A 15,677-nucleotide genomic window follows, 5' to 3' on the forward strand; every position below is an offset into this window, starting at 1 on the left:
GAGCCGTTTGATCGTTGTTGCTGTCCGCGCCGGATATTGGAGGCCGCGCCCCGCCCGTCACTCCTCGGGCGCGTTCTCGATCGGGTCGAAGCGGTCGGCCTCGAGCCCGAGCAGATTCCAGGATTGCAGCATGTGCGGCGGCAGCGGCGCGGTGGCATCGATCACGCCGCCGCGCGGGTGCGGAATCACGATACGGCGGGCGAGCAGATGCAGCCGGTTCTGCAAGCCGCCGGGCAGCTGCCAGTTCTCCTTGTTGAAGTATTTCGGATCGCCGACGATGGCATGATCGATATGCGCCATATGGGCGCGCAATTGATGGGTGCGGCCGGTCACCGGCTTGAGCGACACCCAGGCGAGCTTGGTGGCCGAGGTCTCGACCACGGCGTAATAGGTCACCGCGTGGCTCGCGCCCTCGTCACCATGCTCGGCGATCCGCATGATGCTGTCCTCCTCGCTCTCCTCCTTGGCGAGATAGGTCGAGATGCGGCCCTGCTTGGGTTTCGGCACACCGGCGACCAGCGCCCAGTAGATCTTGCGCGCGGAGCGATGGCGGAATGCGCCGGTGAGGTGCGTGGCGGCGAAACGCGTCTTGGCGACCAAGAGGCAGCCGGAGGTCTCCCGGTCGAGCCGATGCACCAGCCGCGGCTTCTGCCCCTTGGCGTCGCGCATCACCTCGAGCATCTGGTCGACATGGCGCGTCATGCCGGAGCCGCCCTGCACGGCGAGACCGGCCGGCTTGTTCAGCACCAGCACGTCGTCGTCCTCGTACAGCGTCATGTCCTTCAGCGCCTGCAGCGTCTTCGCCTCGGCCTCGGAGAGCGTGCCTGATGTCTTCGGCGTATCGAGCCGCAGCGGCGGGATGCGCACGCTCTGGCCCTCCTCCAGCCGGTCCTTGGAATCGGCGCGCTTGCCGTTGACCCTGAGCTCGCCCTTCCGGACGATGCGCTGGATGTGGGAGAACGACAGGCCGGGAAAGCGTGCCTCGAGGAAACGGTCGACGCGCATGCCGTTCTCGTCGGCGGTGACGACGACGGTCTGCACCTTGGTCGGCAGCGGCTGCTCGGCCGCGGGCTTCGTAGCGGCGGGCTCAGCCCGGTCCTGCCGGTCGCGACGCGACTCGGCAAGGCGCGGCGGCTTTCCGGCCGCACGATGCGCGAACGGACGCTCACCGGACTTGCGCTCACCGAACTTGCGATCGTCCGGCTTGCGGCCGCGCGGCGCCGATCCGCTCTTGCCGCGATCGCCGGCGCGGTCCCGGTCGCGGCCCTTGTCGCGCCCTTTGGCGCGGTCGCCCGGCGATGTAGTTCTCTTGATGCGGCGGCTCATGGTGATTTTTCGGCTCCAGACCTGCATTGTGCCTAGCGCAAATGCCGCGAATCGTCACGGCGAAATCGGTGTGAATCCGGTGCAACATCGGCCATGTTCGGCCGCATACGGCAATCGACGGGGGCCCTGGAATGAGACTGGCGATATCGGCTTTGGCGGCGGCCCTGATGCTCACGGACCCTGCGCTCGCCCAGCAAAGCCCGATGCCCGAAGCCGCGATGCCGGAAGATCTGGCCTGGAAGCTCCTGGAACTCGGCCGCGTCATCGACCCACCCAAGACCGCTGCACTCTACGCGCCGCTGCAACAGAAGGAGCCCTATCAGGGCGTCAAGGTCGAGCGCGACCTCAAATACGGCCCCGCCGACCGGCATCTGCTCGACGTGTTCACGCCGGAGACGGCGGCGCCCGCACGACCCGTGCTGATCTACATCCATGGCGGGGGCTTCGTCGCGGGCAACAAGCGCGCGCCCGGCAGCCCGTTCTACGACAACATCATGCTGTGGGCGGTCAAGAACGGCTTCGTCGGCGTCAATGCCACCTATCGCCTGGCGCCGGCCTTTCCGTGGCCGGCAGGCCCGGAGGACATCGGTGCGATCGTGCAGTGGGTTGCGGAAAACATCGCCTCCCGCGGCGGCGAGCCCAGGCGCATCTTCCTGATGGGCCAATCGGCCGGCGCGATCCATGTCGCGAGCTATGTCTCCCATGGCGAATTTCACAAGGTGAAGGGCGGCGGCCTCGCCGGCGCGATCATGGTGTCGGGCATCTATGATCTGACGGCCTCGCCGGCCGGTGACGCCGAGCTCGCCTATTACGGCTCCGACCCCTCGCGCTATGCCGAACGCTCCTCGCTGCAAGGGCTGGTCGCGAGCCCGATCCCGTTCCTGATCACCGCAGCCGAGCTCGATCCGCCGCGCTTCGTCGAGCAGTTCGAGCTCATGAAGCAGGCCAGCTGCAAGCGGCCGAGCGGCTGCGCCCGCAGCTTCATGCTGCCGCAGCACAGCCACATGTCGGAGGTCTATGCGATCAACACGCCGGACACGCGGCTGACGGACGAGATCCTGGAGTTCGTGAAGAGCGTCAAGTGACACGCCAGCGCAATATGAGGTTATGGGCCGTTGCAGCGGGCGCTGGCAAAATATCGAGAACAACCCCATGCAAAGGAGCCGGCGGCGATCGGCGTGGCACCAAGCAACTTGACACGTCGGGCAAATCAGGAATATATTTCTAATATTCCGAAGTTACGCAAGTATTCCTCGCCCGAAGGTGTTGCATATGGCATTGGCGAGCCTCCGCAACCGACGCTTCCACGCCGCAGGTGGAAACGGGAACGCGCGCTATTCGCGGCCGCGGCCCAATCTCGTCTTGCCCTAGCTCCCGCCCCGTTCCTTGCGCAGCCGCTGCCAGTAATCCAGCCGCTTGCGGATCTCGCGTTCGAAGCCGCGGTCGGGCGGATCGTAGAAGGTCTGGCGGCCCAGCGCTTCCGGGAAATAGTCCTGGCCGGAGAATGCGTCCGGCATGTCGTGATCATATTGATAGCCGGAGCCGTAGCCCTCCGACTTCATCAGCTTGGTCGGCGAATTCAGAATGTGCTTGGGCGGCAGCAGCGAGCCGCCCTGCTTCGCAGTCTGCATCGCCGCGCCGAATGCGGTGTAGACCGCGTTCGATTTCGGTGCGGTGGCGAGATAGACCACGGCCTGTGCGATCGCGAGCTCACCCTCCGGCGAGCCGAGGAAATCGTAAGCATCCTTGGCGGCGTTGCACACCGCCAGCGCCTGCGGATCGGCAAGGCCGATATCCTCGACCGCCATGCGCACCACGCGCCGCGCCAGGAACAGCGGGTCCTCGCCGGCATCGAGCATGCGTGCGAGATAATACAGCGCCGCATCCGGATCGGAGCCGCGCACTGACTTGTGCAGCGCCGAGATCAGGTTGTAATGGCCGTCGGCCGATTTGTCGTAGATCGGCGCGCGGCGCTGCAGGATGGCCTGCAACTGCTCGGCGTTGAACACCTCGCCCTTGCGGGCGGCGCGCCAGACCTCTTCGGCCAATGTCAGCGAGGCGCGGCCGTCGCCATCGGCCATCCGCACTAGCACGGCGCGGGCTTCGGCATCGAGCGGCAGCTGCTTGCCCTCGATCTTCTCGGCATTGGCGAACAGTTTCTCGATCGCCGCCGTATCGAGCGAGTGAAACACCAGCACGCGGGCGCGCGACAAAAGCGCCGCGTTGAGCTCGAAGGACGGGTTCTCCGTGGTGGCGCCGACCAGCACCACCGTGCCGTCCTCCATCACGGGCAGGAAGGAATCCTGCTGCGCGCGGTTGAAACGATGCACCTCGTCGACGAACAGCAGCGTGCCCTTGCCGGTCTCGCGACGGGCACGCGCAGCATCGAACGCCTTCTTGAGATCGGCGACGCCGGAGAACACCGCGGAGATCTGCTCGAAATGCAGCTCGGTGGCGTCGGCCAGAAGCCGCGCCACGGTAGTCTTGCCGGTGCCGGGCGGTCCCCAGAACACCAGCGAGCCCAGCGTGCGCGTCTCCAGCATCCGCGTCAGCGCGCCGTCGGGGCCGAGGATGTGATCCTGGCCGACGACATCGGCCAGCGTGCGCGGGCGCAGCCGGTCCGGCAGAGGGTGTGGGGCGTCCTGCTCCATCCCCGCCGCGGCGAACAGGTTGCCGGCCTCTCGCGGTTGCTTGGGGCTCATCCGCCGAGCGTCACGTTGATCTGCTGGCCGCCGCGCACCAGCGTGATGCGCCAGACCCGCGTCCCCGTCTTCGATGCCTTCTCGAGGTCGCTGGTCCGCACGATCTTCTCGTTATTGACCGCGAGGATGATGTCGCCCTTCTGGAAGCCGACATTGGCCGCGGTGCCGTCACCGGCGAGATCAGTCACCACCACGCCCTCGGCACCGGCGTCGAGATGCAGTTCGTCGGCCAGCGCCGGCGAGATGTTGGCGACCCTCGCGCCCTGGAACGGCGAGCGCGCGGTCAGCACGATCTCGTCGCGGTTGGTGTCGGGCGCGGTCTCCAGCGGTATGGTGAGCTTCACCGGCTTGCCGGCGCGCTGCACCTCGATCTCCGCGTTGCCGCCGAGCGGACGGGTCGCGAAGCGGTAGTCGAACGCGTTGGGATCGTCGATCGGCGTGCCGTCGATCCCGACGATCAGGTCGGAGAGCTTCAAGCCCGCCTTCGCCGCCGGGCTGTTCGGCGCGACGTTGGCGACCAGCGCGCCAGACGGCAGCTTCAGCCCGAGCGTCTCGGCAATCTCCGGCGTCACCGCCTGCAGCCGCGCGCCGAGCCATGGCCGCTTCACATTCTTGCCGCCGCTCTTGGCGGAGGCCACCACGACGCGCACCATGTTGGCGGGGATCGCAAAGCCGATGCCCTGCGAACCGCCGGAGCGCGAGAAGATCGCAGTGTTGATGCCGGCGAGCCGGCCGGTCATGTCGACCAGCGCGCCGCCGGAATTGCCGGGATTGATCGCGGCGTCGGTCTGAATGAAGAATTGATAATCCGTGATCCCGACTTGAGTGCGCGCTAGGGCCGAGATGATGCCGTGCGTCACGGTCTGGCCGACGCCGAACGGATTGCCGATCGCGAGCACGACGTCACCGACCTGCAGCTGGTCGGAATTGGCGAAGTCGAGGGTCGCGAACTTCTCCTTGTTGGTGTCCTTCAGGCGCAGCACCGCGAGGTCGGTACGGCTGTCCTTCAGCACGATCTCGGCCTCGTATTCGCGCTTGTCGGCGAGCGAGACCTTCACCTGATCGGCGCCCTCGATCACGTGATTGTTTGTGACCACGAGGCCAGAGCCATCGACCATCACGCCGGAGCCGAGCGAGCGCTGCATCTGCTCGGGCTGCTGTCCCGGCACGCCGAAGAACCGGCGAAAAATCGGGTCATCCAGAAATGGATTGCGGTTCTGCACGGTCTTGGCGGCGTAGACATTGACCACCGCCGGCTGCACCCGCTGCACGATCGGCGCATAGGACAATTGCAGCTCGGCCTGCGAGGACGGCACGCGGCGGTCCTGGGCCGCGACTGCGGAAAGATTCCCCATGAAGGCCAACGTGCACAGAGCGGATACGGCAGCAAAGCGGACAGGTCGGAGCATTCTCACCTCTCGTGGAAACGCCGGAATATAGGCGTGTTCGCCGGGCAATTGAAGGGCGCCCGGCCGGATAACTGGCCCCCCGCCGTACCGGTGCACAACCCGCGGCGGCCGCGTTGAAGCGCGCCGCCAAGCTTCTATGATGGCTGTCATCTCACTGCGCCGCTCCGCTTGTTGCCTGCGGACCACAAGCGGAACTGCGATGCCCGGAAGCACTGTCGTGCGTCAGTCACGATACGCTCCTAGGACCGTTCAGTGAGTGAGTGGGGAATTCAAACACAACAGGGGTGCACAATGGGTGCAACAAAAGTCAGTGCAATCGCCATAGGCCTGGCAGGGGCGCTTGCCGCCTCGCCGGCCTATTCGCAATCGGCCGGAGGCGGCAGCGATGCGGAGATCGCGCTGCTGAAGCAGCAGCTGAAGATGCTCGAGCAGAAGCTCGACAAACTGCAGAAGCAGACCAACGCCAATACCGCAAGCGCAGCCAGCGCAAACGCCAATGCGAAGGCGGCGGATGCCAAGGCCGCGCGGGTGGCGACCGCCAACGCCGCGATCCCGGTGAAGGGCCCGGTCGCGCCGTCCGGCGTCGTGGTGACGATGCCGAACAACCGGCCGACGATCTGCACCGCCGACGAACAGAACTGCGTTGCGATCACGAGCCGCGTGCACTGGGATGTCGGCGGCTATGACTATCGTCCGAACACCGCAGGCACCTCGCCGCAGAAGCTCGACAGCGGCGAGAACGTCCGCCGCGCACGCATCGGCATCGTCGGCAAATTCTTCGGCGACTGGAATTACTCGCTGATCTACGATTTCGGCGGCTCGTCCGACGGCTTCGGCGGCGCGGCGCCGGGATCGCTACCCGGCGGCGGCACCTCGGGCATCGAGAATGCGTATCTGAGCTACACCGGCTTCAAGCCGTTCGGCGGCAAGATGGCGATCGAAGGCGGCATCATGGACGTGCCGTGGACACTCGACGAAGCGACCAGCTCCAACGACATCCTGTTCATGGAGCGCGCCTCGGTCGGCATCATCGCACAGAACATCGCCGCCGGTGACTTCCGTTCGGCCGCCGGCACCCGCTGGTGGAACGACCAGTTCTGGATCGGCGGCTATGTCACCGGACCGACGTCGGGCGCCATCCACTCCGCGTCCTCCGCCTCGCCGGCCGGCACGTCCGAGCAGTATGGCAGCGTCATCCGCGTCGCCGGCAATCCGATCAGCGGCAAGAACTATTCGGTGCACATTGGCGCCGATGCGGAATGGCTGGTGCAGCCGCCGCGCAACCAGCTCACGCAGGCGCAGACGCTCACGCTCAGCGACCGGCCCGAGCTGCGCATCGATCCGACGACGCTGATCTCGACCGGTGCGATCGCCAATGTCTCCGGCGCGCAGGTCTACGGCGTCGAGGCGGCAGCGACCTATGGCCCGTTCATCGCGCAGGGCGAATATTACTGGTTCAATGTCGATCGCTCCGCGAACACCGGACTGCCGCCGTTCGGCGCGCCGAGCCTGAAGTTCGACGGCGGTTACGCGCAGGTCGGCTACGTGCTGACCGGCGAGAACCACGCCTACAATCCGGCAACGGCCTCCTATAGCGGGATCAAGCCGCATGATCCGTTCTCGCTCGCCGGCGGCGGCTGGGGCGCCTGGGAAATCGCCGGCCGCGTCAGCACGATGGACCTCAACGATCAGATCGCGCAGGCGGTCGGCATCGCGGGCGGCCGGCAGACCGTCTACACCGCTGCGCTGAACTGGTACGTCAACAACAACGTCCGCTTCATGCTGAACTACCTGCACGGCGATATCGCCAAGCAGGCCTCGGCGACCTCGGCTGCGGACGTCGGCTCGAAGTTCGACGCGGTCGCGCTGCGTACGCAGGTTGCGTTCTGAGGCGAGCTGATCTGTCGTCGACGGCAAACGGCCGAGGCATTGCTCCGGCCGTTTTTGTTGCTCTGAAATGCTTGAAATCATCGAGCCGTAGCGGCATCGAAACTGCGTTCCCTCTCCCGCTTGCGGGCAGGGCTATCGCATATGAGCTCGGTCGCTCCACAAATTCGTCATGCCCGGGCTTGTCCCGGGCATCCACGTCTTTGTTTCCAGGCGAAGAAAGACGTGGATGGCCGGGACAAGCCCGGCCATGACGGTGCGGAAGAATCGGTTCATTCCATATGCGATTGCCCTGCCGCACGCGGGGCGAGGTGAAGCGGAGCGCGTCGCGCGAACATGCTTTCAGGCCGCGCGCTTCGACTTCTTCACAATGACCTCCGGCGCCGGCGCGCAGGACAGCCGCTCCTGATGGCCCTCGCCCCAGGCTTTCAGAATATCGATCACCGGGCGCAGACTCTCGCCGAGTTCGGAAAGCGTGTATTCGACCCGTGGCGGCACCTCGGCATAGACCTTGCGGATCACGAGGCCATCGTCCTCGAGCGCGCGCAGCTGCTTGGTCAGCATGCGCTGGGTGATGCCGGGCATCCGCCGCCGCAACTCGCCGAAGCGCTGGGTGCCGGCCTGCAAATGATACAGGATCACGCCCTTCCATTTGCCGTCGATCAGGTCGAGGGCCGCCTCGACCGCGCAGCCCGGCCGGCGCGCGAAATTCTTCCGTTTCATGCAGTATTTTCCCAATAGTATACAAACAGGGACTAGTTCCCTGTTTTTACAGTACTTGCCAAATGGACGCCAGCGCGACAGTTAATCGGCAGGCAATCGCCCACACGGAGACCAGGCATGAAGGCCGTCGGATACCAAAAATCGCTGCCGATCGAGGCGGCGGATTCGCTCGTCGATTTCGAGATCGCCAAGCCCGAGCCGAAGGGGCGCGACATCCGCGTCGCGGTGAAGGCCATCTCGGCCAATCCGGTCGACTACAAGGTGCGCAAGCGCGCGGCGCCGACCGACGGCGGATACAAGATCCTCGGCTTCGACGCGGCCGGCGTGGTCGACGCGGTCGGGCCCGACGTCTCGCTCTTCAAGCCCGGCGACGAGGTGTTTTACGCGGGCTCGATCCTGCGCCAGGGCACCAATTCGGAATTTCATCTGGTCGATGAACGCATCGTCGGCAACAAGCCGGCGTCGCTGTCCTTCGCGCAGGCCGCCGCCCTGCCCCTGACCTCGATCACCGCGTGGGAGCTGCTGTTCGACCGGCTCGGCGCGGTGCCGGGCAAGAGCCTCGACCCGCGCACGCTTCTGATCACCGGCGGCGCCGGCGGTGTCGGCTCGATCCTGATCCAGCTTGCGCGCCGCCTCACCGGGCTGACCGTGGTCGCGACCGCAACGCGGCCGGAGTCGCAAAAGTGGTGCCGCGATCTCGGCGCCCATGCGGTGATCGATCACTCGCAGCCGATGAAGGAGCAGATCGAGAGCTTGAGGCTGCCGCCGGTCGGCCTCGTCGCCAGCCTCACCTTCACCGACCAGCACTACAAGTCGATCGCCGACTTCATCGCGCCGCAGGGCAAGTTCGGCCTGATCGACGATCCGCCGGAATTCAACGTCGCCGCGTTCAAGGGCAAGGCGGTGTCGGTGCACTGGGAATCGATGTTCACGCGCTCGTCGTTCCAGACGCCCGACATGATCGCGCAGTATCATCTGCTCAACGATGTCGCCGACCTGATCGACAAGGGCGTGCTGCGCACCACGCTCGACCAGACCTTCGGTACCATCAACGCCGCCAACCTCAAGCGCGCTCACGCTTTGCTGGAAAGCGGCAAGTCACGCGGCAAGATCGTGCTGGAAGGCTGGTAAGGCTCCTCACGTCCGCTTCCTCATGCCCGGGGAAACATCCCGGGCATGATATCCCCACAGGCCCGCCGCGGCTTTTGCCAAAGCCACGGCATCGCCTGTATGATTTGCGCAACGATCACCCCGTCCTCAATCCGGCCGCGCAGGACGCAGCTGGAGCGGTGGTGACGCCCACGGGGATGGGAGGAAACCGATGAATTTGCTCACGGCCGATCCGTCGCGGATCGATCCGGAGTGGATGACGCGGGCGCTGCGCGAAGCCGGTGTGATCGACCAGGTCAGGGTCGTCGATCTCGCCTGCAAGCCGGTCGGCAATGGCCTCGTCGGCGACAGCTATCGATTTCGTCTGACCTATGACGGTGACGAGCCGAACGCTCCCTTGAGCGTCGTCGGCAAATTCCCGGCCGCAGATCCCGACAGCCGCCGCTCCGGTTCCGCGCACACGCTTTACGTCCGCGAGGTCGCGTTCTATCGCGAGCTGGCGGCGACCGTCGCCATTCACACCCCGCGGCCGATTCTTGCCGAAATCGATCCGGCGACCGACGACTTCACCCTGATCCTGGAGGACCTCGCGCCCGCACGTCCGGGCGATCAGCTCGCCGGATGCTCGATCGCCGACAGCCAGATGGCCATGACCGAGGCCGCGGCGTTGCATGCGCCGCGATGGAATGACCCGAGCCTCGATGCGGTGCAATGCTTCGTGATGGCCGCAAGCCGGCGCAGAGACCTTCGCGCGGTGCTGCCCGGCATCATCGGTCACTACAAGGAGCGATATCGCGGCGTGATCGAGCCGGAATTCCTTGATCTGATCGACCGGCTTCCGGACGCGCTATTGCGCTACCAGTCCGATCGATCGGCGCCGCGAACCCTCCAGCATGCGGATTTCCGGCTCGACAACATGCTGTTCGACGTCCGCGGCAATACCCATCCGATGGCGACGCTGGACTGGCAGACACTGACAGTGGGCCCGGGAATCGTCGACGTCGCCTATTTCCTCTCGGCCGGCATCGATCCATCCGAACGGCGGCTTCATGAGGCCGACCTGGTGCGGTTCTATCATTCGGAACTGATCCGGCGCGGCGTGCGGGACTATGAGTGGGATCGTTGCTGGCGGGACTATCGGCGCTACACGCTGCATGGCATCATGATGGGCGTCGTCTCCGCGCTCAGCGTCCAGCGCTCCGAGCGCGGCGACGCGCTGTTCCTGAAAATGACCCGCGGCGCCTGCGCGCAAGCCCTGGACCACGACAGTTTTTCATACTGGCAGGACTGACGCGCTTTCGAGCGAAGTGGATACAATGCGTCAGGACATCGAAAGGGATCGGCGTGCTCAACAAACTGGACGATTTCCCCATCCACCAGACGCCGGAGCCGATCGCGGTTCCCTCGACCAGCGACCGCAATGTCTATGACCGGACCTGGTTCAACGGCTACACCGCCGACGGCGCGTATTATTTCGGGATCGGCATTGCGATCTACCCGCACCGCAAGATCCTCGATTGTGCCTTCAGCGTCGTGGAACGCGGCGGACGACAGCACTGCTTCTACGGTTCGCGGCGCGCCCCGATCGAGCGCACCGAGATGCAGGTCGGTCCGTTCAGGCTCGAAGTGCTCGAGCCGATGCTGCGGACCCGGGTGGTGCTCGACGACAATGCGACGGGCCTTGCCTGCGACCTGACCTTCTCCGCGCGCACCGCCGCGATCCAGGAAGCGCGCCAGACGCTTTGGTCGGGCGGCCGCCGCGCGATGGATTCGACCCGGTTCGACCAGTTCGGCCGCTGGAGCGGTGTCATCAGCCACCCCGATGGCGGGATCAAGGTCGACGATCGCACCTGTTACGGCATCAAGGATCGCTCCTGGGGCGTGCGCAATGTCGGCGAACGCGACGTCGGAGGCGCGCCGATGCCGCCGCCGAGCGTGTTCTTCCTCTGGGCGCCGCTGGTCTGGGACGACCACATCTCGCACGCGATCTTCTTCGACGGGACGCAGGGCGAGGCGCTGGTCCGCGAGGGCATCACCGCGCCGCTCTACCGATGCGAGGCCGAGATTCCCGGCGTGGTCGACGGCCTCGACCGCCGCATGGCGACCGCGCGGCATCGCGTCAAATACGTGCCGCACACCCGGCTCGCGCAGTCGGCTGAAATCGACCTCGTCGATATCGACGGCCACACCACGACCATCGCGCTCGACCCGATCCTCAAATTCCAGATGAAGGGCCTCGGCTACGGCCATCCGCAATGGGGCCAGGGCATATGGAAGGGCGAGCTCGAGATCGGCGGCGAGTCGTTCGATCCATCGACGCTGGATCCGCTGGCCCGCGAGAATGTGCACGTGCAGCAGGTGGTCCGCGCCCGCCAGGGCGGCCACACGGCAATTGGCGTGCTGGAGCAGATTTGCTTCGGCCCCTACCGTCCCGCCGGCTTCAGCGAATTCCTGGACGGCGCGAAGGGATAGCTAGATCGGCGGCACGCCCTCGACGAACAGCAGGCGTCGCTCCAGCGCGGTTGCGCGAAGCTTCAACGCTTCGGCGTATTCCGGTGACGCGTACCATTCGCGCAGGCGCGCCATGGTCGGAAATTCGACGATGACGATCGCGTTCGGTGGTGGACCGCCCTCCACCACCTCGACTGTACCGCCGCGCACGACGTAGCGCCCGCCATATTGTGCGATGGTGTTCGCCGCCAGCATCCGATAGGCCTCGAACCCCGCGACGTCGCGCATCTCGACTTCGGAGATCACATAGGCCGGCATGCGGCCTCATGCGATCGTGTTGACGATGCCGCCCTCGGCGCGCAGCGCGGCGCCGTTGGTCGCCGACGCCTGCCTGGAGCAGACATAGACCACGAGATTGGCGATCTCCTCAGTGCTGGCAAAGCGCTGCAGCAGCGAGGTCGGCCGGTGCTGCTTGACGAAGTTGGAGGCCGCCTCCTCGACCGATTGGCCGTTCTGCTTGGCGAGATCCTTGACGAAGGTCTCGACGCCCTCGGACATGGTCGGTCCGGGCAGCACCGAGTTGACGGTCACGGCGGTGCCTTTGGTCAGCTCGGCGAGACCGCGCGCGATCGCAAGCTGCGCGGTCTTGGTCATGCCGTAGTGAATCATCTCGGTCGGAATATTGAGGCCCGACTCCGAGGAGATGAAGACGATGCGGCCCCAGTTGCGCTTCAGCATACCCTGCATGTAGCCGCGCGACAGCCGCACGCCCGACATCACGTTGACCTCGTAGAAGCGGCTCCAATCCTCGTCGGGAATGTCGAAGAACGGCTTCGGCTCGAAGATGCCGGCATTGTTGACGAGGATGTCGACGTCCGGCAGCGCCGCGAGCAGCGCCTTGCAACCGGCAGCGCTCGACACGTCGGCGGCAATGCCGCGGAGCTTCGCGCCCGGTACTGCCTTCGTGATCGCGGCAATCGCGGCATCGACCTTGGCCTGACCGCGGCCGTTGACGACGACCTCGGCGCCGGTTTCGGCCAGCCCCCTTGCGATGGCATTGCCAATGCCCGCGGTCGAGCCGGTCACCAGTGCAGTCTTTCCGGAAAGGTCGATTTTCATCTGTCATCTCCATTGATGTCGACGGACATATCGGGCGCGGCATGGAGCGCCGCAATTGCATCTCACCGATGCGTGAGGAAATAGAACACACCTCGTCGTCCTGGCGGAAGCCAGGATCCATTACCACCGCAGGTGATTATGAGAAGGATTTGAGCCCCAGCGTCGCGCAACAATCTAGATTTGGGGTAATGGGTCCTGGCTTTCGCCAGGACGACGGGGATGGAACGTGGCCACCAAATAAAAACGGCGCCCGAAGGCGCCGCTTTCAAAACTGACCCTAGGCGGGGCTTACGCCGCCTCGGCTTCCTTGTCCTGGGCCGGACCGGAGTCCTGGCCCTTGGCGTCGACGTCGCGGTCGACGAACTCGATCACGGCCATCGCCGCGTTGTCGCCGTAGCGGAAGCCGGCCTTGATGATGCGGGTGTAGCCGCCCTGGCGGTCCTTGTAGCGGGTCGCCAGCGTGTCGAACAGCTTCTTGACCTGGTCGACGTCGCGCAGCTCCGAGATCGCCTGACGGCGCAGGGCGAGGCCGCCCTTCTTGCCGAGGGTGACGAGCTTCTCGACGATCGGCCGCAGCTCCTTGGCCTTCGGCAGCGTGGTGACGATCTGCTCGTGCTTGATCAGCGCGGCCGCCATGTTGGCGAACATCGCACGCCGGTGCTCGGCGGTGCGGTTGAGCTTCCGATGAACCTTGCCGTGACGCATTGACTTATTCCTTCTTCAATTCTGCCGCGGTGGTTCAGCGACAAGTTTTGCAGGTGGGCATCCTGCGTTCGCCCGCAAAAGCGCCTTAGCGCGCTTTTGCTATCTCTTTGAGCATGATCCTCGCCGGAAAACCGCTCCGCACTTTTCCGGGATCATGCTGGGTAAAAAATCGTGGCCGGAAGTTTTCCGGCCACGACGGTGAAAACGGATCAGTAGTGATCCTCGAAGCGCTTGGCGAGCTCGTCGATGTTTTCCGGCGGCCAGCCCGGCACTTCCATGCCGAGGTGCAGACCCATCTGGGCCAGCACTTCCTTGATCTCGTTCAGCGACTTGCGGCCGAAGTTCGGGGTGCGGAGCATTTCGGCTTCCGACTTCTGCACGAGGTCGCCGATGTAGACGATGTTGTCGTTCTTCAGGCAGTTTGCCGAACGCACCGACAGCTCGAGCTCGTCGACCTTCTTGAGGAACGCCGGGTTGAACGCGAGATCGGGGATGATCTCCTGCGTGACTTCCTTGCGCGGCTCTTCGAAGTTGACGAACACGTTGAGCTGATCCTGCAGGATGCGCGCGGCGTAGGCCACCGCGTCCTCCGGCGTGATCGCGCCGTTGGTCTCGATCGTCATGGTCAGCTTGTCGTAGTCGAGGATCTGGCCCTCACGGGTGTTCTCGACCTTGTAGGAGACCTTGCGGACCGGCGAGAACAGGCTGTCGACCGGGATCAGGCCGATCGGAGCATCCTCGGGACGGTTGCGCTCGGCGGCGACATAGCCCTTGCCGGTCGTGACCGTGAACTCCATGCGGATCTCGGCGCCGTCGTCCAGCGTGCAGAGCTGTAGGTCGGGGTTGAGCACCGTGACATCGCCGACGGTCTGGATGTCGCCGGCGGTGACGGCACCCGGGCCCTGCTTCTTCACGACCATGCGCTTCGGGCCTTCGCCCTGCATCTTGATCGAGATGTCCTTGATGTTGAGGACGATGTCGGTGACGTCTTCACGGACACCGGCGATCGAGGAGAACTCGTGCAGCACGCCGTCGATATGCACCGACTGCACCGCCGCGCCCTGCAGCGAGGACAACAGGATGCGGCGCAGCGCGTTGCCGAGCGTCTGGCCGAAGCCACGCTCGAGCGGTTCGGCGACCACGGTGGCGAACCGGCTCGCGTCCGAGCCCGGCGTCACCTGCAGCTTGTTCGGTCGAATGAGTTCTTGCCAATTTTTCTGGATCGTCACTGTTTCACCCATTTGCCGGTCACAGGGCCAAATCGAATGGCCGAACCCGGCGTTGGAGATCGCGGATCAGTCCGCGCGGTCAATTCCAAAAACCATCGCAGGGCGGCCAGAGGCCGCCCGCGACTTACAGATCAAACGCGCCGACGCTTGCGCGGACGGCAGCCATTGTGCGGGATGGTGGTCACGTCGCGGATCGAGGTGACGGTGAAGCCCGCAGCCTGCAGCGCACGGAGCGCCGACTCACGGCCCGAACCCGGGCCGGCCACTTCAACCTCAAGCGTGCGCATGCCGTGTTCCTGCGCCTTCTTGGAGACGTCTTCCGCCGCGACCTGCGCGGCATAGGGGGTCGACTTGCGTGAGCCCTTGAAGCCCATGGTGCCGGCCGACGACCAGGCAATGGTGTTGCCCTGCGCGTCGGTGATGGTGATGGTCGTGTTGTTGAACGACGAATTCACGTGCGCGATGCCGGAGGCGATGTTCTTGCGTTCGCGGCGGCGTACGCGGGTGGCTTCCTTGCCCATTTCAAACCTTTCCTGTGATCTCGACGCCGCCGTAGTGCCAGCGGCTACACCTCAAAACGCAAATGGCGAGTAGCGAATTTCCATTCGCTACTCCCCACCTGCAATTCGCAAAACTTACTTCTTCTTGCCGGCGATCGCCTTGGCCGGCCCCTTGCGCGTGCGCGCATTGGTGTGGGTGCGCTGGCCGCGCACCGGCAGACCGCGGCGATGACGCAGGCCGCGGTAGCAGCCGAGGTCCATCAGCCGCTTGATGTTGATGCCGACCTCACGACGGAGGTCGCCCTCGACCAGATAGTCGCGGTCGATCACTTCGCGGATCTGCAGGACTTCCTGGTCGGTCAACTGGTTGACGCGACGGTCCAGCGGGATCTTGACCTTCTCCACGATGTCGGCCGCGTTCTTCTGGCCGATGCCATGGATGTACTGAAGCGCGATCAGGACGCGCTTGTTGGTAGGAATGTTGACGCCGGCAATACGGGCCACGGACTTCTCTCC

15 protein-coding genes are annotated in these 15,677 nt (G+C 65.1%); 5 read left to right on the plus strand and 10 right to left on the minus strand.

The window, feature by feature from the left end:
• Positions 1 to 57: 57 nt before the first annotated feature.
• The gene (locus I6F38_RS10990) at positions 58 to 1,326 is read right to left on the minus strand and encodes an RluA family pseudouridine synthase (protein ID WP_225160325.1); all 1,269 of its coding nucleotides are present in this window, start codon (positions 1,324 to 1,326) and stop codon (positions 58 to 60) included.
• Between the two features lie 167 nt (positions 1,327 to 1,493).
• Between I6F38_RS10990 and I6F38_RS10995 the strand changes: the two genes are divergently transcribed.
• Positions 1,494 to 2,411 carry an alpha/beta hydrolase gene (locus I6F38_RS10995; RefSeq protein WP_225160326.1) on the plus strand — a complete coding sequence of 306 codons (918 nt, stop codon included), beginning with the start codon at positions 1,494 to 1,496 and terminating at the stop codon, positions 2,409 to 2,411.
• A 282-nt stretch (positions 2,412 to 2,693) separates the two neighbouring features.
• Here I6F38_RS10995 and I6F38_RS11000 read toward each other — a convergent pair whose 3' ends face one another.
• Positions 2,694 to 4,028: a replication-associated recombination protein A gene (locus tag I6F38_RS11000; RefSeq protein ID WP_225160327.1), complete on the minus strand. Its 1,335-nt coding sequence runs from the start codon at positions 4,026 to 4,028 to the stop codon at positions 2,694 to 2,696.
• Positions 4,025 to 5,383, minus strand: coding sequence for a DegQ family serine endoprotease (locus I6F38_RS11005; protein WP_225160392.1), 1,359 nt, complete (start codon positions 5,381 to 5,383; stop codon positions 4,025 to 4,027). The genes I6F38_RS11000 and I6F38_RS11005 overlap by 4 nt, the downstream gene beginning before the upstream one ends.
• Positions 5,384 to 5,728: 345 nt before the next feature.
• Here I6F38_RS11005 and I6F38_RS11010 point away from each other — a divergent pair, with 345 nt between their 5' ends.
• Positions 5,729 to 7,327 carry an OprO/OprP family phosphate-selective porin gene (locus I6F38_RS11010; RefSeq protein WP_225160328.1) on the plus strand — a complete coding sequence of 533 codons (1,599 nt, stop codon included), beginning with the start codon at positions 5,729 to 5,731 and terminating at the stop codon, positions 7,325 to 7,327.
• A 339-nt stretch (positions 7,328 to 7,666) separates the two neighbouring features.
• Here I6F38_RS11010 and I6F38_RS11015 read toward each other — a convergent pair whose 3' ends face one another.
• Positions 7,667 to 8,047, minus strand: coding sequence for a helix-turn-helix domain-containing protein (locus I6F38_RS11015; protein WP_057019538.1), 381 nt, complete (start codon positions 8,045 to 8,047; stop codon positions 7,667 to 7,669).
• A 117-nt stretch (positions 8,048 to 8,164) separates the two neighbouring features.
• On the opposite strand from I6F38_RS11015, the gene I6F38_RS11020 reads away from it, so the two are divergent.
• The 3 genes from I6F38_RS11020 to I6F38_RS11030 all read left to right on the plus strand — a co-directional run bounded on the left by I6F38_RS11020 (position 8,165) and on the right by I6F38_RS11030 (position 11,629).
• Positions 8,165 to 9,178 carry a zinc-binding alcohol dehydrogenase family protein gene (locus I6F38_RS11020; protein ID WP_225160329.1) on the plus strand — a complete coding sequence of 338 codons (1,014 nt, stop codon included), beginning with the start codon at positions 8,165 to 8,167 and terminating at the stop codon, positions 9,176 to 9,178.
• A gap of 190 nt (positions 9,179 to 9,368) precedes the next feature.
• Complete coding sequence (locus I6F38_RS11025; protein ID WP_225160330.1) at positions 9,369 to 10,448, plus strand: ecdysteroid 22-kinase family protein; 1,080 nt, start codon at positions 9,369 to 9,371, stop codon at positions 10,446 to 10,448.
• A gap of 53 nt (positions 10,449 to 10,501) precedes the next feature.
• On the plus strand, positions 10,502 to 11,629 hold the full coding sequence (locus I6F38_RS11030; protein ID WP_225160331.1) for a hypothetical protein: 1,128 nt from the start codon (positions 10,502 to 10,504) through the stop codon (positions 11,627 to 11,629).
• Here the strand turns inward: I6F38_RS11030 and I6F38_RS11035 are convergent, their stop codons facing one another.
• From I6F38_RS11035 to rpsM, 6 genes are all read right to left on the minus strand, one after another.
• Positions 11,630 to 11,926: a DUF1330 domain-containing protein gene (locus tag I6F38_RS11035; RefSeq protein ID WP_225160332.1), complete on the minus strand. Its 297-nt coding sequence runs from the start codon at positions 11,924 to 11,926 to the stop codon at positions 11,630 to 11,632.
• A gap of 6 nt (positions 11,927 to 11,932) precedes the next feature.
• Positions 11,933 to 12,727, minus strand: coding sequence for an SDR family oxidoreductase (locus I6F38_RS11040; RefSeq protein WP_225160333.1), 795 nt, complete (start codon positions 12,725 to 12,727; stop codon positions 11,933 to 11,935).
• 288 nt (positions 12,728 to 13,015) lie between these two features.
• Positions 13,016 to 13,432, minus strand: coding sequence for a 50S ribosomal protein L17 (gene rplQ, locus I6F38_RS11045; protein ID WP_016843769.1), 417 nt, complete (start codon positions 13,430 to 13,432; stop codon positions 13,016 to 13,018).
• Between the two features lie 209 nt (positions 13,433 to 13,641).
• Positions 13,642 to 14,673 (minus strand): DNA-directed RNA polymerase subunit alpha, encoded by a 1,032-nt coding sequence (locus tag I6F38_RS11050; protein WP_035631062.1) that lies wholly within the window; start codon positions 14,671 to 14,673, stop codon positions 13,642 to 13,644.
• Between the two features lie 119 nt (positions 14,674 to 14,792).
• A complete protein-coding gene (gene rpsK / locus I6F38_RS11055) occupies positions 14,793 to 15,182 on the minus strand; it encodes a 30S ribosomal protein S11 (protein ID WP_006021048.1) in 390 nt (129 codons plus the stop codon).
• 114 nt (positions 15,183 to 15,296) lie between these two features.
• The gene (gene rpsM / locus I6F38_RS11060; RefSeq protein ID WP_092082432.1) at positions 15,297 to 15,665 is read right to left on the minus strand and encodes a 30S ribosomal protein S13; all 369 of its coding nucleotides are present in this window, start codon (positions 15,663 to 15,665) and stop codon (positions 15,297 to 15,299) included.
• Between the last annotated feature and the right edge of the window lie 12 nt (positions 15,666 to 15,677).

This window comes from Bradyrhizobium sp. BRP56 (assembly GCF_020194035.1).
Taxonomy (GTDB): Bacteria; Pseudomonadota; Alphaproteobacteria; order Rhizobiales; family Xanthobacteraceae; genus Bradyrhizobium; species Bradyrhizobium australafricanum.

What these genes read in the sequence shown, in the direction of transcription:
- I6F38_RS11035 (WP_225160332.1), bottom strand. Translation starts at nt 11,926, where the DNA reads ATGCCGGCCTATGTGATCTCCGAAGTCGAGATGCGCGACGTCGCGGGG.
- I6F38_RS11000 (WP_225160327.1), bottom strand. Translation starts at nt 4,028, where the DNA reads ATGAGCCCCAAGCAACCGCGAGAGGCCGGCAACCTGTTCGCCGCGGCG.
- I6F38_RS11020 (WP_225160329.1), top strand. Translation starts at nt 8,165, where the DNA reads ATGAAGGCCGTCGGATACCAAAAATCGCTGCCGATCGAGGCGGCGGAT.
- I6F38_RS10990 (WP_225160325.1), bottom strand. Translation starts at nt 1,326, where the DNA reads ATGAGCCGCCGCATCAAGAGAACTACATCGCCGGGCGACCGCGCCAAA.
- I6F38_RS11040 (WP_225160333.1), bottom strand. Translation starts at nt 12,727, where the DNA reads ATGAAAATCGACCTTTCCGGAAAGACTGCACTGGTGACCGGCTCGACC.
- I6F38_RS11005 (WP_225160392.1), bottom strand. Translation starts at nt 5,383, where the DNA reads ATGGGGAATCTTTCCGCAGTCGCGGCCCAGGACCGCCGCGTGCCGTCC.
- I6F38_RS11015 (WP_057019538.1), bottom strand. Translation starts at nt 8,047, where the DNA reads ATGAAACGGAAGAATTTCGCGCGCCGGCCGGGCTGCGCGGTCGAGGCG.
- I6F38_RS11050 (WP_035631062.1), bottom strand. Translation starts at nt 14,673, where the DNA reads ATGGGTGAAACAGTGACGATCCAGAAAAATTGGCAAGAACTCATTCGA.
- rpsK (WP_006021048.1), bottom strand. Translation starts at nt 15,182, where the DNA reads ATGGGCAAGGAAGCCACCCGCGTACGCCGCCGCGAACGCAAGAACATC.
- I6F38_RS10995 (WP_225160326.1), top strand. Translation starts at nt 1,494, where the DNA reads ATGCTCACGGACCCTGCGCTCGCCCAGCAAAGCCCGATGCCCGAAGCC.
- I6F38_RS11010 (WP_225160328.1), top strand. Translation starts at nt 5,729, where the DNA reads ATGGGTGCAACAAAAGTCAGTGCAATCGCCATAGGCCTGGCAGGGGCG.
- rplQ (WP_016843769.1), bottom strand. Translation starts at nt 13,432, where the DNA reads ATGCGTCACGGCAAGGTTCATCGGAAGCTCAACCGCACCGCCGAGCAC.
- I6F38_RS11025 (WP_225160330.1), top strand. Translation starts at nt 9,369, where the DNA reads ATGAATTTGCTCACGGCCGATCCGTCGCGGATCGATCCGGAGTGGATG.